Below are 18,014 nucleotides of genomic sequence, written 5' to 3' on the forward strand. Positions count from 1 at the left end.
CAAGCCCATGGCCGGCAGACCATGGGCTTGATATTTAAGGACAAAATCAGCTGATTTAGCTATCCATCACGTCGTGACGAGCGTGGTGATAGGCCTCTTCGTCCTTGCCGTGGCGCCAGTAGGGCACGGCGTAGACCCGGGTGCGATCCACCTCGAGCGTGCGCCGTACGTGGCGGCGCATGGGGACCACCAATCCCTCTTCTCCACCGAACCAGAAGTAGCTCTGTTGCTCCTCCAGTGGCAGGGCGGTGAAATACTCTACCAGCGGCGCCGTCTCTTCGGGGGAGCCGATAAACCAGCGCAGGGTTACCCCAGCGGGCAGCGACAGATCCTGCACATCTTCCTGATAGGGCACCAGCAGGGCGATGTGGCCGCGGGCATCGGCGGGCATCACCTCGGCCATGGCGCTGATGGCGGGCAGGGCGGTGAGATCCCCCACCATGTAGTAGTGGCTGGCGGGCTGCAGCATGGGATCCGGACCACCTGGGCCCGAGATGGCCAGCAGGTCTCCTGGTTTGACCTCGTTGGCAAAGCGGCTGGCGGGGCCGCCATCGCCGTGCAGGGCAAAGTCGATATCCAGCTCCAGCGCCTCGCGGCGAAATGCGCGAATGGTGAAGGTGCGCATGATGGGGCGCTGGCTTGGATCTTCCCAGCGCGGCCCCTGCGGGGTAGGGGTGGGCAGCACGGCGTGGGCCTGGCCCGGCTGGGGCAGCATGATCTTGATATGGGCGCCACCACAGGTGAAGGGATAGTCAGCGAGCTCCGGGCTGGTCAGGCAGATCCGGCGCAGGTGCGGGCTCACATCCTGAATGTGCTTGACCGTGAGCAGACGGGGACGATTGACCGGGGCGGACTGGGACATGGGCATACTCCTGACTGATAATGGCGCCCATTTTTCATTAAATGAAAATTATTATCAATTGCTTTGTGTGCCAGCGGTCAGACCCTGGCCGAGGGGAAAGGAACACAAGGGGAAAAATAAGGGAGATGCCTGATGCCCTCGCGCGGTGCGAGGGCATGAGACAAGGCCGGTCAGCTGCGGTCGCTCCCCCCCAACGCCTTGTAGATCTTCGCCATGGTGTTGAGCTGCTCCTTCTGCTGGCCGAGCAGGGCAAGCTCGGCATCCCACAACCGGTTCTGTTCATCTAGCCAGGGTTGTACCCCGGTGGCACCGGCCTGGTAGCGGGCTCTGGCCAGCCGTTCCGCCTCTTTGGCAAAGTCCAGCTGTTCGGCCAGGTAGTTCAGGCGCTGCTCGCCGTGGTGGCGGGCGGCCAGACCATCTTCCACCTCCACCAGCGCGCCATAAAGCTGCTTGCGAAACTCCGCTTCGGCGATCTGGTAATCGAGCTTGGAACCGGCGATGGCGAGCCGTGTCTTGTTGTACTCGAGGAAGGGCAGCGCCAACGAGGCGCCCAGGGTGCCCACCGGGTTTTGCAGCACCTGGGTCAGGGTACCCGAGCTACTACTGGCGCCGCCGGTCAGCTTCAATGTGGGGTAGAGACCGGTGCGGATTTCGTCCCCCTTCGCCAGGGTCTTGCGCAGGCGCAGCTCGGCGGCGCGCACGTCGGGGCGCCGCGCCAGTACATCGGCCGGAATGCCGACCGCCAGGGTGGGGATGGCGGTCGTCGGCAGCGCCTTGGGCTCGAATGCCAGCGGACCGCTGCTGCGACCGAGCAACAGCCGCAGGGCGTTGCGGGCCTGCTCCTGCTGCATCAGGAGCGAGCTGAGCTCCGCCTGCTTGCCGGCCTTCTGCTGGCTGGCCTGCACCAGATCGAGCCGGGTCACGGCGCCGGCCCGGTACTTGGTCTGGGTCAGCTGCTCGGCGCGCTCATAGTTGGCGAGCTGCTGCTGACCCAGGGTGATGGCCGAGCCGAGGTAGGCCAGCTGCCAATATTGCTCGAGCGCCTTGCCGATCAGCATCAGGCGGGTGGCGGCCAGATCCTGGGCGGACGCCTCTGCCTCCCAGCTCGCCTGATCCCGCACCGAGGCGAGCCTGCCCCACAGATCCACCTCGTAGCCGAGGGTCAGGGAGGGGCCCATGCTGCCTTCACTCTTGCCGCTCTTCAGATTCTTGGTGCCATTGCCGCCGAGGCTGGCATCGACTGAGGGGGTCAGGTTGGTGTCGGCCAGATCGGCACTGAGCAGGGCGCTGCGCAGGCGCAGGCCGGCGACCTGCATGTCCGGGTTGGCAGCCAGCACGGCTTCGATCAGCCGATCCAGCTCGGGATCGTGGAAGCCTTGCCACCAGGGGCCGGCCTGCTGCCGGGTGAGGCCGTCGTCCGGTTGTTGCCAGTGGTCGGCCAGCGCCAGCTCTTGCCGCTGATAGCTGCTCTGCTGACTGCAGGCGCCGAGACCGAGTGCCAGGGTGAGGCAGAGCCCCAGTTTGGATAAGTGGTACATCGTCATTCCCTCGCCAGCGCCTCGACCGGATCGAGCCGGGCGGCATTGCGGGCGGGCAGATAGCCAAACAGGATCCCGATGAGCGAGGAACAGCCAAACGCCATCAGGATGGAAAAGAGCGAGAAGTGCATCTGGATGCTCTCCACAAAAAGGGAGAAGAGCAGGCCGATGAAGAGGGAGACGCCGACCCCGAGCATGCCGCCCAGCAGGCTCACCATCACCGCCTCGATCAGAAACTGCTGCAGTATGTCCGACTGGCGTGCGCCGACCGCGATGCGGATGCCGATCTCGCGGGTACGCTCCACCACCGACACCAGCATGATGTTCATCACCCCGACGCCGCCGACGATGAGGGAGATCACCGCGATGGCGGAGACCAAGAGCGTCATGGTGGCGGTGGTTTTCTCCACCGACTTGATGATGCTGTCGCTGCTGAAAGTGAAGAAGTCCTTCACTCCGTGGCGCTGGGTCAGCAGCTCGATGGCGGCCTGCTCGGCCAGCGCCGGTTGCACCCCATCCTTGACCCGGATGGTGAGCTGGCTGAAGTGGTTCTGGGAGATGAGGCGGCTCATCACGGCGCTGTAGGGCAGCCAGACGTTCACCGACTGGCTGCTGCGGCCAAACCCGGTCTCCTCTTCCACCACGCCAATGATGCGCACCGGCAGGGTGCCGACCAATACCACCTGGCCAACCGGATCCTGCTTGCCGAGCAGGCTCTCGATGGTCTTGCCATCCACCACTGCCACCGCGGTCCGGTTCTGGATGTCGCGCTTGTCGAACAGCCGACCGTTGGTGAGCTTCATCCCTTTGACCCGGAAGAAGTCGCTGCCCACTCCCACTATGCTGCCGCTGCTGGTCTTGTTGCGATAGCGCAGCTGGCCGGAGGCGGCTATCTGGGGGCTGGCCCCTTCCAGATAGGGCTGACCGAGCAGGGCGTCGAGATCACTCTTGTTGAGGGTCTGGATGCTGGCTGCCTTCTCGTCCCCCCAATCCTTGCCGGGGAAGATATCGATGGTGTTGGTGCCCATGGCATTGATCTGATCGATCACCTTGGCGCGGGCACCCTGGCCGAGTGCCACCACGCTGACCACGGCGGCGATGCCGATGATGATGCCAAGCATGGTGAGGAAGGTGCGCATGCGGTGGGCCAGCATGGCGTGCAGTGCCATGCGCGCCGCTTCCCGGTAGCGATCCCAGCCGTGGCCTGCCCCTTCCTTGCCGGCAGGTACGGCGGTCGGAGTCACGGGGATGGCCGCTGGCTTGCGGCCGCTGTCCTCCTGCACCCGGCCATCTTTCAGGGTGATGATCCGGTCGGCGTGGTTGGCCACCTCCATGTCGTGGGTCACCAGTATGATGGTGTGGCCCTGGGCATGGAGCTCCTTGAGGATGGCCATCACCTCCTTGCCGCTCTGGCTGTCGAGGGCCCCGGTCGGTTCGTCTGCCAGGATCACTTCGCCACCGTTGGCCAGCGCCCGGGCGATACTGACCCGCTGCTGTTGGCCGCCGGAGAGCTGGCTCGGGGTGTGATGGCTGCGATCGCTGAGCCCCAGCCGCGTGAGCAGCGCCTGGGAGCGGGCCTGGCGCTCGGCCCGTGGCGTACCGGCGTAGACGGCCGGGATCTCCACGTTGGCGGCGGCATTGAGGTGCGGCAGCAGGTGGTAGCGCTGAAAGATGAAGCCGAAGTGGTGGCAGCGCAACCGGGCGAGGGAGAGGGCATCCAGGGTCGCGGTATCCTGACCGCGGAACAGGTACTGGCCACTGCTCGGCCGATCGAGGCAGCCCAGCAGGTTCATCAGGGTCGACTTGCCGGAGCCGGAGGCGCCGACGATGGCGATCATTTCCCCCGCCTCGATGGTGAGGTCGAGCGGATGGAGCACGGTCACTTCCTGCTCCCCGCTCTGATAGCGGCGCTCTATCCCTTTGAGCTGGATCAGCGGCTCGCTCACAGCATGATCTCCACGTCATTGTTGCTGGCCGGCTTGCCCTGGCCCAGGGTGACCTTCTCCTGCTCGCTCAGGCCGCTGACCACTTCTATCTTGATGTCGTCCTTCATGCCGGTCTTGATGCGACGGGTCTCCTTCTGATCGTCCTCCTTGAGCAGGGTGACCTCGTACTCGTTCTCCCCGAGCTTCTTGCCAAGGGCAGTCTGCGGAATGGTCAGCACCTGCTTGCGCTCGCCGAGCACGATAGTGACCTGAGTGGTCATGGCGACCCGCAGGGTGTGATCCGGGTTTGGCACGTCGAACAGGGCGTAGTAGTAGACGGCGGCGTTGCTGGTAGCCGTGGCGCTGGTGGCTTGCTCGTTGATGTTGGTGGGGGCCAGCTCGACGGTGCGCAGGGTGCCGTGGTAGCGGGTATCCGGGTCTCCCATCAGGGTGAAGTAGACCGGCATGCCGGCCTTGACCCGGGTGACGTCTGCTTCCGAGATTTGCGCCTTGACCGTCATGGTCTCCAGGTTGGCGAGCTTGAGCAGGGTCGGTACCGTCTGGCTGGCGGCCAGGGTCTGGCCCTGACGGGTCACAATGCTGACGACGGTGCCATCCATGGGGGCCTGAATGCGGTTGTAGCCGAGCTCGGTCTTGGTTCGCTCCACCTTGATCTGGGCATTCTCGACCTCGGCCTGGGCGCTTTGCAGCTCGGCTTTGGTCACGGCCAGGAGGGCTTCGGCGCTCTCCAGATCGGCGCGCGAGCTCGCCTCCTGCCTGAACATCTGCTGCTGACGGCGCCAGCTCAGCTCGTTCTGCTTGAGCTGGGCCTGCTTGATCTTGAGCTGGGCGCGGCGGCTGGCGAGATCCGCCTCGGCGGTTTTGAGGTTGTTCTGGGCGATGAGCGGGTCGATCTCGGCCAGCAAATCCCCTTGCTTGACCTTCTGGCCCGCTTCTACCGCGAGATAGGTGACCTGGCCGGAGACCTGAGCACCGACATCCACCTGCTCGATGGCCTGCAGTACCCCGCTGGCCAGCACGGTCTGCTCCACATCCTGACGGGTCACCTGAGCGGTCAGCACCGGCTCTGGCGTCTTGTTCGGCCAGATCAGCCAGCCGATGGCGAGCAGGGGGACGAGGGCGAGCAGGGCAATTTTTCTCTGCTTGGGAGTTATGTTCATGTTTCACCTGAAAGAAGCGAACGAAGGCGTGCAAGGGCAATATCCTGCAGCAAACGAGGCTTAAAAAACAGCGATGAATATGTAAGGAAACATGTAGATAGCCTTGTCATTAGGCCGGGGCAATGAGGAGGGCAAGCAGGGGGTGGCGGGGTAAAAAGGACCCCGCAAGGGAGCTGGCAACAGGGTGCCCACCTCCGGGTGGGCACCCCGGTCATCAACCGACGGCTTTGAGCTGCTCGCTGTAGGGCTCGTGGCAGATCTGGATGTCGATCGGCAGCTTGTAGATGAGCAGGCGGGCCAGGGAGCCTTCCATCCAGTGGTGGCGGCTGCCGACCAGCAGCAGATCGGTCGGGTTGGCGGCCAGCCAGCGTTTCAGGTCGGGCACCACGTCATCGACCACCAGACACTGGTAATCCACCGGGTGCTGCAGGGTGGTGATGAGTTCGCTGATGATGGCCTTGGCATCCAGCGTGCCCTGGGCGCTGCGCTCCTCTTCCGACAGCGACAGGCTCTTGCGGCGCATCTTGCTGCTGTGGGTCAGGTGCAGCAGGGTCAGCTCGCCTCCCATGGCTTGTACCAATTGACTCGCTTTGGCCAGCGTCTCCTGCTCGTAATCCTTGCCTTCCAGCAACAGCACAATATTGGTTGAGGTCATAAGCAGTTCTCCCTTGGCATGGCGCGGGTCACTAGGGACAAACGGCCTGTCCCATACCACAGTGTGCCCGCTATGTGTTGCATAGCACGAACCTGGCTCTCTGTGCGGCAGGCGTCACCTCGTGTCGGTGATGCATCGCCAGGCCATGTTCGTTTACATCATCATAACAGACTGAGTTGAATGGAAAATGAAGGAAAACCGGGTTTTGGCGGAAAAATGGGGTACGAGGCGTTAAAAGTGTGAGCAAAGCATGAGTTATCTGGCCGGGAAGCGCCGTGAATGGGCCGGTGAGGCGGGTGGTGAGGGGGCTGAAAAGAGGAGTTTGCGGCGAGCCAGCATCTGCCGGCCCGCCGCCTGGGGTCAGATCTGTTCGCCGGAGAGATAGCGGGTCAGCCAGGGCAATCCCTCCTTCTTGCGGCTGACGGCGCCAACCAGATGCGTCGGCTGCTCGGGCAGAATGCCGTTGCTGGCGAAGTAGAGCTGGCTACCCCCCTTGGCCAGGTCGGTCAGCATCAACACATAGGCATCCAGCTCGTCCTGCATCAGCCGCTCTTGCATGGCTTGTTCCAGCTCGGCCTGGCGGCTGTGCAGCTGGGCGGGATCCATCACGCAGATCTGGCTGACATAGAGCTGGTAGCCGGCGATCTGGTAGGCCTTCTCGTCGGCGGCAAGCAGCTCGGTCATGGGAGCGTCACCGAGCTGGGTGCGGCGTTCCAGCAGGGTCTGGGCAAAGGGCTCCAGCGCCAGATCGGCCAGCGGCAACAGAGCATGGACAGCGGCGCGGTCGCGGGCCGTGGTGGTGGGCGAGGTGAGGCTGAAGGTATCGCTGATGATGGCCCCCAGCAGCAGGCGAGCCTGGGCGCGGGAGAGTGTGTCATAGCCCATCAGCTCCAGCAGCACGGTGGCGCTGCACCCGACGGCCCTGATCCAGGCATCGAGCGGGCCCCGGGTGATGAGGGTACCGATGCGATGGTGATCGATGAGACCCTGCACGTCTGCCTCGGCCAGCCCTTCAGGGCCCTGCTCCAGCTCGCTGAAATCCACCAGGAACACCTCCTTGTTGGCCACGCTGCCCTGCAGCAGAGGCGGGGCGGCAACGCCGGCGGTTTCCAGAATGAAGCGGGTTTCCGCAATGGGCTCACCGAGGGCATAGGCCTGGGCCGCGCGGCCCTGACGATTGAGCCAGTCGGTGGCAACCAGAGCGGTACAGATACTGTCGCTGTCGGGATTCTTGTGACCAAACACGTGGAGCATGGTGCCATTCCTGCGGTTGATGACGTACCTGAGGCAAGATCAGGTATGCGGGGCAAATGGGAAAACAGGGGCTGGCCCCCGCTCTGGTTTCACTCTATGCGCCGTCCCCGCTCATGGCAACCGGCGCCGGTCACCCTGCGGCGGGCGAAATCCAGTGGTCAAAGGGGCGCACACTCCTGCTGCTGAAGCGTCTTAGGGCAGGACAGGGAGGCAGACCAAGGCTGCAGATGAGGGCTGGGAGGGAGGCAAGCCCGGACAGAGAGACAAGCGGGAGGAGATGGCCGCGTGGCAAGCGCCGGCGGGCTCGCCCATCGCCGCAAGGTTCACGCCGCAGACGTTGAAGAGGAGATGCGGGCAAGCAAAGAGATGAGACTGTGGCTCGGGTTGGTTAGCGACAAGGATGCTCCAACCCGGCCAGGGAGACCGTAACCATGCAAACCGCCAAGGAGTGATCTCTCGGGAGTGACCTCTCCAGTATGCGGCAACGGCGGCATGATGATGCACCAGTTGCTAAGCCACAAACCGTCGTCACCAGCTGGCGAGGTGACACGAGGTACCCGATGCTCACAGTGGGCCCCGCGTGCAGTTGCCTCAGCAGGCCAGCAGTTCGCGGGCGTTGGCCAGGGTATTGTCGGTGATCTGATCTCCCCCCAGCAGACGGGCCAGCTCGTTGAGACGGGCCCCTTGATCCAGTGCCTGCATCTGGGTTTCCGTGGTCTTGCCGTCGGTGTGCTTGCTGACCACCATGTGCTGATGGCCCTTGCCCGCCACCTGTGGCAGGTGGGTGACCACCATCACCTGGGTGGATTCACCCAGCTGGCGCAGCAGGCGCCCCACCACGGCGGCAGTCGGTCCGCTGATGCCCACGTCCACTTCGTCGAAGATCAGGGTGGGGGTGGAGACCTTGCGGGCGCTGATGACCACGATGGCCAAGCTGATGCGCGACAGTTCACCGCCGGAGGCCACCTTGCCGAGCGGCTGGATGGGCTGGCCCGGGTTGGTGGTGACCATGAACTCCACCCGATCGATGCCAAGGGGCGAGAGGCTGCTCTGGGCATCGGGGCGTACCTCGATGGCAAAGCGGCCATCCGGCATCGCCAGTTCGTGCATGCTGGCACTCACCTTGGCGCCAAGCTCCTCGGCGTAGCGCTGGCGACTCTGGCTCAGGGCCTCGGCGGCTTGTACGAAGGCCATGCGGGCCTCGGCCAGCTCGTCTTCCATCCCCTCCAGGCGCTCCTCGTCGGAGTTGAGGCGTGCCAGATCGGCGGCCAGCTCCTGGTGGTGCAGGGCCAGTTCGGCCGGTTTGACGTGGTGCTTGCGGGCCAGGTTGATGGCCTTGGAGAGGCGGGCTTCCAGCTCGTTGAAACGCTCGGGGTCCAGCTCCAGTCGGTCCAGATAATTGCGCAGCTCGCTGTGGCTCTCCTGCACACCGATCAGCGCTTCGTTGAGCATGCCGAGCACGTCGCCAAGCCGGCTATCCATGGCGACCAGGCTTTCGGCCCGATCGACAACGGTCTGCAGCAGGCCGGCGATGGTGGTCTCTTCGTTGTCATAGAGCAGGTCGAGACAGGCGCCGCACTCCTGCATCAGCTCGGTGCCGTTGGCCAGGCGCTGGTGCTCCTCTTCAATCTCTTCAAATTCCCCCGGCTGCAGGGCGAACTCGTCCAGCTCCTGCACCTGATATTCGATGAGCTGGCGACGGGCCTCCCGCTGCTGCTGCTCGGCCTTGAGCCGGTTGAGTTCGTTCTGCAGCTGGCGCCACTGCTGGTAGTGGCGGCGTACCTCATCGAGCAGCAGGTGGTGGCCGGCGTAGCCATCGAGCAGGGCGAGCTGGTAGTCGGGTTTGAGCAACATCTGGTGGGCATGCTGGCCATGGACGTTGACCAGCAGCTGGCCCAGGTTCTTGAGCTGGGTGAGGGGGACGGGCACGCCGTTGATGTAGCTGCGCGAGCGCCCTTCGGCGGAGATGACCCGCCGCACGATGCACTCCCCTTCGTTTTCCAGCTCGTTGGTGGCGAGCCAGGCGCGGGCGGCCGGGTTGCCGTCCAGCAGGAAGCGGGCGCTGACCTCGCTCTTGTCGCTGTCCGGTCGCACCATGCCGGCCTCGGCCCGTTCCCCCAGGCACAGGCCCAGGGCGTCGATGGCGATGGATTTACCGGCCCCGGTCTCACCCGTGATGCAGGTCATGCCCGGTTGCAGATCGAGTTCGAGAAACTTGACGATGGCGAAGTTGTTGACGGTCAGCTGGGTCAGCATGGTCTCATCCTGTATGGGCCAACATTACTGTGTATGTATCCAGTATATACTGGTTTTCCATACAGTAAAGAGTCGGCCCGCAACAGGATGTGCAGGAACGTCAAGCGTGGGTCAGAACAGCTTGCTGCCCCAGCCGAGCTTGTTGCGCAGCACGTGGAAGTAGCTGTAGTCGAGCGGATGCACCAGATGCAGCTTGTGGCTGCTCTTCTTGATGAGGATCTCGTCCCCCGGGTGGACCGCCAGGGTCACCTGACCGTCGCAGCTCACCTGCATGGCGTCGTCCTGATTGTCCGGTGAGACCAGCAGCCGCACTTCGCTGTCGGCGTCCAGCACGATGGGGCGACTGCTCAGGGTGTGCGGGAACATGGGCACCAGCGTGATGGCGTTGAGCTTGGGGGTGAGGATGGCGCCCCCCGCCGACAATGAGTAGGCGGTGGAGCCGGTAGGGGTGGCCACTATGATGCCGTCCGAGCGCTGGCTGTACATGAAGCTGCCATCGATATAGACCTCGAACTCGATCATGTGGGCAATCTTGCCTGGGTGCAGCACCGCCTCGTTGACCGCCAGATTGTTGGACTTGCGCTCGCCATGGCGATAAACCGCCGCCTCCAGCAGGAAGCGGTGCTCGCTCTTGTAGTGGCCGCACAGCACCTGCTCCAGCGGCAGCAGGTAATCCTGCGGCGAGAGATCGGTCAGAAAACCGAGATTGCCCCGGTTCACCCCGATCACCGCCACGTCGAATCGCGATAGCACCCGCGCCGCCCCCAGCATGTTGCCGTCACCGCCGACCACGATGGCGAGATCCGCCTGCTGGCCCAGCTGCACCAGGTCCATCACGTTCTCGTCCATGATGCCGAGGGCATGGGCCACCCTGCTCTCCACCAGTACCCGAAAGCCGCGGGTGGTCAGGTATTGATGCAGGCCGGTCAGGGTCTGGTTGGCCCCTTCGTGGTGGGGTTTGCCAATCAGGGCGATGGTTTTGAACGGAGAATCCATAGTCTGTCGGGTCTGGGATGAGTATTGGGGGGAGTATACCGCGCTTTGGGGGGGATTTGTCTGCCACCGGCTGGTCCGGCCGCAGCGGATGCCGGGAAAAAGCCCCAAATTGCCCGCCGCTGCACGCTCTTGGTGAGAATGGCGCCCTTTTCCCCTTGAAAGCCGGGGATCCATCCCCATAATAGCGCCAACATAGTCGGCCCATTGCCGTCCGGTCGCTCAACCGGGTGGTCGGGCCCTCAATAAGTAACCCCGGAATTGGAGATGTCATGAACCACGAAGAACAAAAGGTTGAAACGATGGAGCAAGTGGAAGCCCAGCCAGTCGAGCCGACCGATGTAGACAGTGAAGTGACAGCCGAGCAGGCCCGCATTGCCGAGCTTGAGGCACAACTGGATGCCGCCCAGCAAGCCTCTGCCGAAGAGCGCGAGCGTGCCATTCGTGCCGTCGCCGAGATGGAAAACCTGCGTCGCCGTGCGGCCCAGGACGTGGAGAAGGCCCACAAGTTCGCGCTGGAGAAGTTTGCCGCCGAGCTCTTGCCGGTACTGGATAACCTGGAGCGTGCCATCGAGCTGGCCGACAAGGAAAACGAGGCGCTCAAGCCGATGATCGAAGGGGTCGAGCTGACCCTGAAATCCATGCAGAGCTCGGTCGGCAAGTTCGGCCTCAACCCGCTGGACCCGCTCAATCAGCCGTTCGACCCCAATGCCCATCAGGCGATGAGCATGATCGAGAACGCCGAGCTTGCCCCCAACACCGTCATTGCGGTGATGCAGAAGGGTTACGAGCTCAACGGCCGCGTCATTCGTCCGGCCATGGTGATGGTCTCCAAGGCCCCGGCCTGAGCCCCATTGCAGTGCTGAGCCCGCCGCTCGGCGGGCTTTTTATTGGCAAGTGCCCTGGCAGCGTGGTCGCCGGGTGCACAGATAGCCGGTCTTCATCCTGCCAATGGCAATGAATGAAGACAGGTTTTTTCAGGGCGGGGCTTGAAGCGGCGGCTTGCGACCCCATATAGGATGCAAGGCCACGGCGGCACAAAAAATTTGATGCCGGGAGCTTGAAAGCCAGATTGGCAGCCCCCACCTAGCCGTTAACGCATTAAGGCGAGCCCCTCGCCAGTTTATTCAAAGTATTTGGAGATTCGTCAAATGGGTAAAATCATCGGTATTGACCTGGGTACTACCAACTCCTGCGTCGCTATTCTGGATGGCGACCATGCTCGCGTGATCGAGAACGCGGAAGGCGACCGTACTACTCCGTCCATCATTGCCTATGCCGATGACGGCGAAATCCTGGTTGGTCAGCCGGCCAAGCGCCAAGCCATCACCAACCCGAAGAACACGCTGTTCGCTATCAAGCGTCTGATCGGCCGTCGTTTCGAAGATGACGAAGTACAGCGCGATCTGGAGATCATGCCGTACGCCATCGCCAAGGCTGACAATGGTGACGCTTGGGTAGAAGTCAAAGGCAAGAAAATGGCACCGCCGCAGATCTCTGCCGAAGTGCTGAAGAAAATGAAGAAGACCGCCGAAGATTATCTGGGCGAGCCGGTGACCGAAGCGGTCATCACAGTGCCGGCCTACTTCAACGATGCCCAGCGTCAGGCTACCAAGGATGCTGGTCGCATCGCCGGTCTGGATGTAAAACGCATCATCAACGAACCGACTGCCGCGGCTTTCGCCTACGGCGTGAACAAGGTCAAGGGCGAGCGCAAGGTTGCCGTGTATGACCTGGGTGGCGGTACCTTCGACATCTCCATCATCGAGATCGACGAAGTCGAAGGCGAGACCACCTTCGAAGTACTGGCGACCAACGGTAACACCCACCTGGGTGGTGAAGACTTCGACAACCGCGTCATCAACTACCTGGTTGAAGAGTTCAAGCGCGAGCAGGGCATCGACCTGCGCAAGGATCAGCTGGCCCTGCAACGTCTGAAAGATGCGGCCGAGAAAGCCAAGATCGAGCTCTCTTCCGCTCAGCAGACCGACGTCAACCTGCCGTACATCACTGCAGATGCCACCGGTCCGAAGCACATGAACATCAAGGTGACCCGCGCCAAGCTGGAATCCCTGGTGGAAGACATGGTGAAAGACTCCCTGGAGCCGGTCCGTGTCGCCCTGAAAGACTCCGGTCTGGCCGTTGGCGAGATCGACGACGTCATCTTGGTAGGCGGTCAGACCCGCATGCCGATGGTGCAGAAGGCCGTTGCCGACTTCTTCGGCAAAGAGCCGCGCAAAGACGTCAACCCGGACGAAGCCGTGGCCATGGGTGCTGCCATCCAGGGTGCCGTACTGTCCGGTGACAAGACCGACGTACTGCTGCTGGACGTGACCCCGCTCTCCCTGGGTATCGAAACCATGGGCAGCGTGATGACTGCGTTGATCGAGAAGAACACCACCATCCCGACCAAGAAGTCCCAGGTGTTCTCCACTGCTGAAGACAACCAGTCTGCCGTGACCATTCACGTGCTGCAGGGTGAGCGCAAGCGCGCCAGCGACAACAAGTCTCTGGGCCAGTTCAACCTGGAAGGCATCCGTCCGGCACCGCGTGGTCTGCCGCAGATCGAAGTAACCTTCGACATCGACGCCAACGGCATCCTGCACGTCTCCGCCAAAGACAAGGAGACCAACAAGGAGCAGAAGATCACCATCCAGGCCTCCTCTGGTCTGTCTGATGACGAGATCGAGCGCATGGTACGCGAAGCCGAAGCCAACGCGGCCGAGGACAAGAAGTTCGAAGAGCTGGTGCAGACCCGCAACCAGGCTGATGGTCTGGTCCACTCCGTCCGCAAGCAGATCACCGAAGCCGGTGAAGCCCTGCCTGCCGACGACAAGACCAAGATCGAAGCCGCACTGAGCGAGCTGGAAAGCGCCATCAAGGGTGACGACAAGGCTGCCATCGAAGCCAAACAGCAGGCTCTGCTGGAAGCGTCCCAGAAGCTGATGGAAATTGCCCAGCAGCAGGCTCAGGCACAAGGCGCCGCCGGTGCTGATGCCGGTCAGTCCTCTTCTTCCGCCAAGGCTGACGACGACGTGGTCGACGCCGAGTTCGAAGAAGTGAAAGACGACAAGAAGTAAGCCCGACCCAGATGGGCGAAGCAGGCTTCGCCCATCGGCTCAGAATCTGTTCACGGTCTGTCGCGAGAGGCCGTCAGCAAGGTAAAGAGCAGCGCAAGAACCGGAGTGTATGTGAATACATGAGGCTTCTGAGCAGCACATGAGCCTTGATCACGGCTTCGTAGTAAGAGTGTGAGCAGATTCGTCAATGAATTTACGGGCGTTGGGTGACCAACGCCCGTCTGCGTAACTGCTGATATAGCAACAGGATAAGTATGTCGAAGCGCGATTTCTACGAAGTGCTCGGGGTATCCAAGGATGCCGACGAACGCGAGATCAAGAAGGCGTACAAGCGTCTGGCCATGAAGTATCACCCTGACCGCAATCAGGGCGATGCCGGGGCCGAAGAGAAGTTCAAAGAGGTCAAGGAAGCCTACGAGATCCTGACCGATGCCAATCTGCGTGCCCGCTATGACCAGTACGGTCACGCCGGCGTGGATCAGAGCCAGGGTGGCGGTGGTCACGGCGGCTTTGGCGGCGGCGCCGATTTCGGCGACATCTTCGGCGACGTGTTTGGCGATATTTTTGGTGGCAGCCGTGGCGGTGGCCGTCGTGGCCCGGCCCGTGGCTCCGACCTGCGCTACACCATGGAGCTGACGCTGGAAGAGGCGGTACGCGGGGTCTCCAAGGAGATTAAGGTGCCGACCCTGGTCCACTGTGAAGTCTGTAACGGCTCCGGTGCCCACACCGGCAGCTCGGCCCAGACCTGCCCGACCTGCCACGGCTCCGGCCAGGTGCAGATGCGTCAGGGCTTCTTCGCGGTGCAGCAGGCGTGTCCGCACTGCCACGGTCGCGGCAAGATCATCAAGGATCCGTGCCGCAAGTGCCATGGCGAGGGTCGCTACCAGAAGACCAAGACCCTGTCGGTCAAGATCCCGGCTGGCGTCGACACTGGCGATCGCATCCGTCTCTCCGGCGAAGGGGAAGCGGGGGAAGCCGGCGCACCGGCGGGCGATCTGTACGTACAGGTGCACGTCAAGGAGCACGAGATCTTCGTGCGTGACGGCAACAACCTCTACTGCGAAGTGCCCATCAGCTTTACTGCGGCGGCCCTCGGTGGCGAGATCGAAGTGCCGACCCTGGATGGCCGGGTCAAGCTCAAGGTCACCCCGGAGACCCAGACCGGCAAGATGTTCCGCATGCGCGGCAAGGGCGTCAAGTCCGTGCGCTCCGGCCAGGTGGGGGATCTGATGTGCAAGGTGGTGGTGGAGACCCCGGTCAAGCTGACCGAGTCCCAGAAAGAGCTGCTGCGCCAGCTGGACGAGTCCTTCAGCGGCGCTGCCGCCAAGACCCACAAGCCGAAATCGGAAGGCTTCTTCGAAGGGGTGAAACGCTTCTTCGACGATCTGACCAGCTGATTTTCGCGACCCAGATATAAAGAGCCGGCCCTGTGCCGGCTCTTTTTTTGCCTCTGTTTTAGCAAGCTCCCCGCTTATTGAGTGGATCCCGATGAGGGATCTTCCTCACAACTTCCGCCAATTCCTGCTGTACGAATGTTATCCCGCTCACATTGTTGCTGAAACGGTTTAGCTGGCATATTGAGTTGGCTAAATTGGTTTAGCTATGCTCTCGTCGTCGATAACAACAGGCCCGACCGGGCAGCAGATGACAGGTGAGGACGATGACGATGTGCAAGAACAAGTTGGCGCTGGCGGTAGCGCTGGGATTGGGAATGAGCAGCCCGCTGTGGGCGGCGGATGGCGGTATCGAGGCCCGTCTGGCGGCGCTGGAGGCGCGGGTACAGGCAGCCGAGGCGCGCGCCACCGCCGCCGAAGCACGGGCCGATGAGGCCCAGAGCAAGGCAAACGAAGCCCGCGAAACGGCCGTGGTGGCCAAGGCCCAGAGCGAGAAGGTGGACAAGCAGACCGCCGGGGCCCAGGGCTTCGAGTTCCACGGCTATGCCCGCTCGGGCCTGCTGGTCAACGGCAACGGCAACGGTGGCCGCGGCGGCCCCTACATCACCCCGGCCGGCTCGGTGGGCGGCGCCGTGGGTCGCCTTGGCAACGAGGATGACACCTACATGGAGGCCAACCTGCTGAAGACCCAGACCTTCGACGATGGCAGCTGGGCCCGCTACAAGCTGATGCTGGCGGACGGGGTGGAGACCAGCAACGACTGGACCGCCAGCGATTCGAGCCTCAACACCCGTCAGGTGTTTGCCGAGCTCGGCAATCTGGCGAGCTTCGACGGCCCCTTCAAGAATGCGGTGCTGTGGGCGGGCAAGCGCTTTGACCGCGACAACTTCGACATCCACTGGCTCGACTCGGACGTGGTGTTCCTGGCAGGCACCGGCGGCGGTGTCTACGACGTGCAGCTGGCCGACAGCTGGAAGGCCAACTTCTCTCTCTATGGGCGCGACTACGGCGACATCAGCGCCAGCGGTCTCTCCGACATCGAGAGCTACATCCTCACCATGAACAACCGCGTTGGCAACTGGCAGTGGATGGTGAACGGCCTCTCCGCCAAGGACAACGAGACCCGCATCAACGACGGCGGCGCCGGCAGCGAAGCGGCGAACAAGGGGGCCCACACCCTGCTGGCCTACCACGCCGACAGCTTCTTTGGCATCAACCCCGGTTTCTCCAAGGCGGCGGTGCTGTATGGCCATGGCCTGGGTGCCGAGCTCAAGGGGCTGGGCTCCGACAGCGAGCTGCTGCCGGACGCCGATGCGGTGCGGGTCGCCGTGTTTGGCGCCACCGATCTTGCCCCGCGCTGGCGTATCGCCCCGGCCCTGCTGGCCGAGCAGAGCAAGGATCGTTACGTGAAGGGGGACGAATACCGCTGGGTTACCCTCAATGGCCGGCTGGCCCAGGTGCTGAGCCAGAACGTCGAGCTGGTCTACGAGGCCACCTGGCAGTACATGGATCTCGATCCCAAGGGTTACAAGGGTCGCCAGGCGGTGAGCGGTGACTTCACCAAGCTCACATTCGCCCCCACCTTCAAGGCGCAGACCGCCGGTTTCTTCGAGCGGCCCGAGCTTCGGGTGTTTGCCACCTGGATGGACTGGTCTTCCGAGCTCGACCACTACGCCAGCAACGATGCCATGGGCCAGAGCAACTTCACCGCCGGCGGCGAGTGGAACTTTGGCGTGCAGATGGAAACCTGGTTCTAGTTCGTTATCCCGATCACAAAAATGGCAGCCGATGCCGGGATCTGTTGGTTGGCTAAAACGGTTTAGCTGATAATGCCAACCAACAAAACAGAGTCCGGGTTTGGCAGTCGATCCGATGCAGCAGTGGAGTAGCAAGGTGATGAATCGTGTGTGGGTAATGGGGGATGCGGTGGTGGACTTGATCCCGGAAGGGGAGAGGCACTACCTCCAGTGTCCGGGTGGCGCACCCGCCAATGTGGCGGTTGGTGTGGCACGGCTTGGCGGCGATGCGGCCTTTATCGGCCGGGTTGGTGCCGACCCGTTTGGCCGCTTTATGGCCGACACCCTGAGCTGGGAGGGGGTGGATATCGCCGCGCTGCGGCTCGATCCAGACCATCGCACCTCTACCGTGCTGGTGGCACTGGATGAAGAGGGGGAGCGCAGCTTCACCTTCATGGTGCGTCCCAGCGCCGACCAGTTCCTCACCCCAAATGAGTTGCCCCGCTTCGACGCCGGTCAGTGGTTGCTGACCTGCTCCATTGCGCTCGCCAACGAGCCGGTGCGCACCAGCTGCCTGCAAGCCATGGCAACCATCAAGGCGGCCGGGGGACGGGTCTGCTTCGACCCCAACCTGAGGCCCGAGGTATGGGGCAACCCGGCCGAGATGCTGCCGCTGGTGCGCGAAGCCATGGCCCTCGCAGACGTGGTCAAGCTCTCGGTGGAGGAGCTGCAACTGCTGAGCTGTCTGGACGATCTGGCCGCGGGGCTTGCCACTCTTTCAGGCCCGACACTGGTGCTGGTGACCCGGGGGGCGGGGGGCGTGGTGGCCCGTCTGGGTGGCGAGTTGCTGGAGTGGGTGGGTCCCAAAGTGACGCCACTCGATACCACGGGGGCGGGGGACGCCTTCGTCGCCGGGCTGCTGGCGGCCTTGGCCGAACGGACCTCGCTGCCGACGCTGGCCGAGCTGCCCGCCATCCTGGCCCAGGCCCACGGCTGCGGGGCGCTCGCCACCACGGCCAAGGGGGCGATGACGGCACTGCCGACCCGCTCCGAACTGGATGTCTTTTTGCGATCAGGCGCAAGCGGCTGTTGATCCGCGGCTAGAAGCCCGGCTCGACAGCCCCTACTCTCATGTGACAA

Annotated in this window: 13 protein-coding genes; 5 read left to right on the top strand and 8 right to left on the bottom strand. The window is 63.0% G+C overall.

The window, feature by feature from the left end; translation table 11 throughout:
• Positions 1 to 55 precede the first annotated feature (55 nt).
• The 8 genes from AACQ43_RS08460 to nadK form a co-directional block, all read right to left on the bottom strand.
• The gene (locus AACQ43_RS08460; protein ID WP_168966961.1) at positions 56 to 862 is read right to left on the bottom strand and encodes a siderophore-interacting protein; all 807 of its coding nucleotides are present in this window, start codon (positions 860 to 862) and stop codon (positions 56 to 58) included.
• Between the two features lie 170 nt (positions 863 to 1,032).
• Positions 1,033 to 2,406 carry an efflux transporter outer membrane subunit gene (locus tag AACQ43_RS08465; RefSeq protein ID WP_168966962.1) on the bottom strand — a complete coding sequence of 458 codons (1,374 nt, stop codon included), beginning with the start codon at positions 2,404 to 2,406 and terminating at the stop codon, positions 1,033 to 1,035.
• On the bottom strand, positions 2,403 to 4,346 hold the full coding sequence (locus tag AACQ43_RS08470; RefSeq protein ID WP_146061613.1) for a MacB family efflux pump subunit: 1,944 nt from the start codon (positions 4,344 to 4,346) through the stop codon (positions 2,403 to 2,405). Before AACQ43_RS08470 ends, AACQ43_RS08465 begins: the two co-directional genes overlap by 4 nt.
• Positions 4,343 to 5,506 carry a macrolide transporter subunit MacA gene (gene macA / locus AACQ43_RS08475; RefSeq protein ID WP_168966963.1) on the bottom strand — a complete coding sequence of 388 codons (1,164 nt, stop codon included), beginning with the start codon at positions 5,504 to 5,506 and terminating at the stop codon, positions 4,343 to 4,345. The genes AACQ43_RS08470 and macA overlap by 4 nt, the downstream gene beginning before the upstream one ends.
• A gap of 214 nt (positions 5,507 to 5,720) precedes the next feature.
• Positions 5,721 to 6,161, bottom strand: coding sequence for a universal stress protein (locus AACQ43_RS08480; protein WP_146061611.1), 441 nt, complete (start codon positions 6,159 to 6,161; stop codon positions 5,721 to 5,723).
• Between the two features lie 360 nt (positions 6,162 to 6,521).
• Entirely contained in the window at positions 6,522 to 7,415 is an 894-nt protein-coding gene (locus tag AACQ43_RS08485; RefSeq protein WP_076360132.1) for a DHHA2 domain-containing protein, read from the bottom strand.
• 591 nt (positions 7,416 to 8,006) lie between these two features.
• The gene (recN, locus tag AACQ43_RS08490) at positions 8,007 to 9,671 is read right to left on the bottom strand and encodes a DNA repair protein RecN (RefSeq protein WP_168756078.1); all 1,665 of its coding nucleotides are present in this window, start codon (positions 9,669 to 9,671) and stop codon (positions 8,007 to 8,009) included.
• Between the two features lie 111 nt (positions 9,672 to 9,782).
• On the bottom strand, positions 9,783 to 10,667 hold the full coding sequence (nadK, locus tag AACQ43_RS08495) for an NAD(+) kinase (RefSeq protein ID WP_005303013.1): 885 nt from the start codon (positions 10,665 to 10,667) through the stop codon (positions 9,783 to 9,785).
• A gap of 269 nt (positions 10,668 to 10,936) precedes the next feature.
• Here nadK and grpE point away from each other — a divergent pair, with 269 nt between their 5' ends.
• The 5 genes from grpE to AACQ43_RS08520 all read left to right on the top strand — a co-directional run bounded on the left by grpE (position 10,937) and on the right by AACQ43_RS08520 (position 17,967).
• Positions 10,937 to 11,512, top strand: coding sequence for a nucleotide exchange factor GrpE (gene grpE, locus AACQ43_RS08500; RefSeq protein WP_146061609.1), 576 nt, complete (start codon positions 10,937 to 10,939; stop codon positions 11,510 to 11,512).
• Between the two features lie 303 nt (positions 11,513 to 11,815).
• The gene (gene dnaK, locus AACQ43_RS08505; RefSeq protein WP_011706781.1) at positions 11,816 to 13,744 is read left to right on the top strand and encodes a molecular chaperone DnaK; all 1,929 of its coding nucleotides are present in this window, start codon (positions 11,816 to 11,818) and stop codon (positions 13,742 to 13,744) included.
• A 254-nt stretch (positions 13,745 to 13,998) separates the two neighbouring features.
• A complete protein-coding gene (gene dnaJ / locus AACQ43_RS08510; RefSeq protein WP_011706780.1) occupies positions 13,999 to 15,141 on the top strand; it encodes a molecular chaperone DnaJ in 1,143 nt (380 codons plus the stop codon).
• 263 nt (positions 15,142 to 15,404) lie between these two features.
• The gene (locus AACQ43_RS08515) at positions 15,405 to 16,895 is read left to right on the top strand and encodes a carbohydrate porin (RefSeq protein WP_211162499.1); all 1,491 of its coding nucleotides are present in this window, start codon (positions 15,405 to 15,407) and stop codon (positions 16,893 to 16,895) included.
• A 115-nt stretch (positions 16,896 to 17,010) separates the two neighbouring features.
• A complete protein-coding gene (locus tag AACQ43_RS08520; protein WP_168967159.1) occupies positions 17,011 to 17,967 on the top strand; it encodes an aminoimidazole riboside kinase in 957 nt (318 codons plus the stop codon).
• Positions 17,968 to 18,014: the final 47 nt, after the last annotated feature.

The sequence above is a fragment of the Aeromonas sp. DNRA1 genome (assembly GCF_963888745.1).
GTDB classification, from domain to species: Bacteria; Pseudomonadota; Gammaproteobacteria; order Enterobacterales; family Aeromonadaceae; genus Aeromonas; species Aeromonas hydrophila.

What these genes read in the sequence shown, in the direction of transcription:
- recN (WP_168756078.1), bottom strand. Translation starts at nt 9,671, where the DNA reads ATGCTGACCCAGCTGACCGTCAACAACTTCGCCATCGTCAAGTTTCTC.
- AACQ43_RS08485 (WP_076360132.1), bottom strand. Translation starts at nt 7,415, where the DNA reads ATGCTCCACGTGTTTGGTCACAAGAATCCCGACAGCGACAGTATCTGT.
- nadK (WP_005303013.1), bottom strand. Translation starts at nt 10,667, where the DNA reads ATGGATTCTCCGTTCAAAACCATCGCCCTGATTGGCAAACCCCACCAC.
- dnaK (WP_011706781.1), top strand. Translation starts at nt 11,816, where the DNA reads ATGGGTAAAATCATCGGTATTGACCTGGGTACTACCAACTCCTGCGTC.
- AACQ43_RS08480 (WP_146061611.1), bottom strand. Translation starts at nt 6,161, where the DNA reads ATGACCTCAACCAATATTGTGCTGTTGCTGGAAGGCAAGGATTACGAG.
- AACQ43_RS08465 (WP_168966962.1), bottom strand. Translation starts at nt 2,406, where the DNA reads ATGACGATGTACCACTTATCCAAACTGGGGCTCTGCCTCACCCTGGCA.
- AACQ43_RS08520 (WP_168967159.1), top strand. Translation starts at nt 17,011, where the DNA reads ATGCAGCAGTGGAGTAGCAAGGTGATGAATCGTGTGTGGGTAATGGGG.
- grpE (WP_146061609.1), top strand. Translation starts at nt 10,937, where the DNA reads ATGAACCACGAAGAACAAAAGGTTGAAACGATGGAGCAAGTGGAAGCC.
- AACQ43_RS08515 (WP_211162499.1), top strand. Translation starts at nt 15,405, where the DNA reads ATGACGATGTGCAAGAACAAGTTGGCGCTGGCGGTAGCGCTGGGATTG.
- macA (WP_168966963.1), bottom strand. Translation starts at nt 5,506, where the DNA reads ATGAACATAACTCCCAAGCAGAGAAAAATTGCCCTGCTCGCCCTCGTC.
- dnaJ (WP_011706780.1), top strand. Translation starts at nt 13,999, where the DNA reads ATGTCGAAGCGCGATTTCTACGAAGTGCTCGGGGTATCCAAGGATGCC.
- AACQ43_RS08460 (WP_168966961.1), bottom strand. Translation starts at nt 862, where the DNA reads ATGTCCCAGTCCGCCCCGGTCAATCGTCCCCGTCTGCTCACGGTCAAG.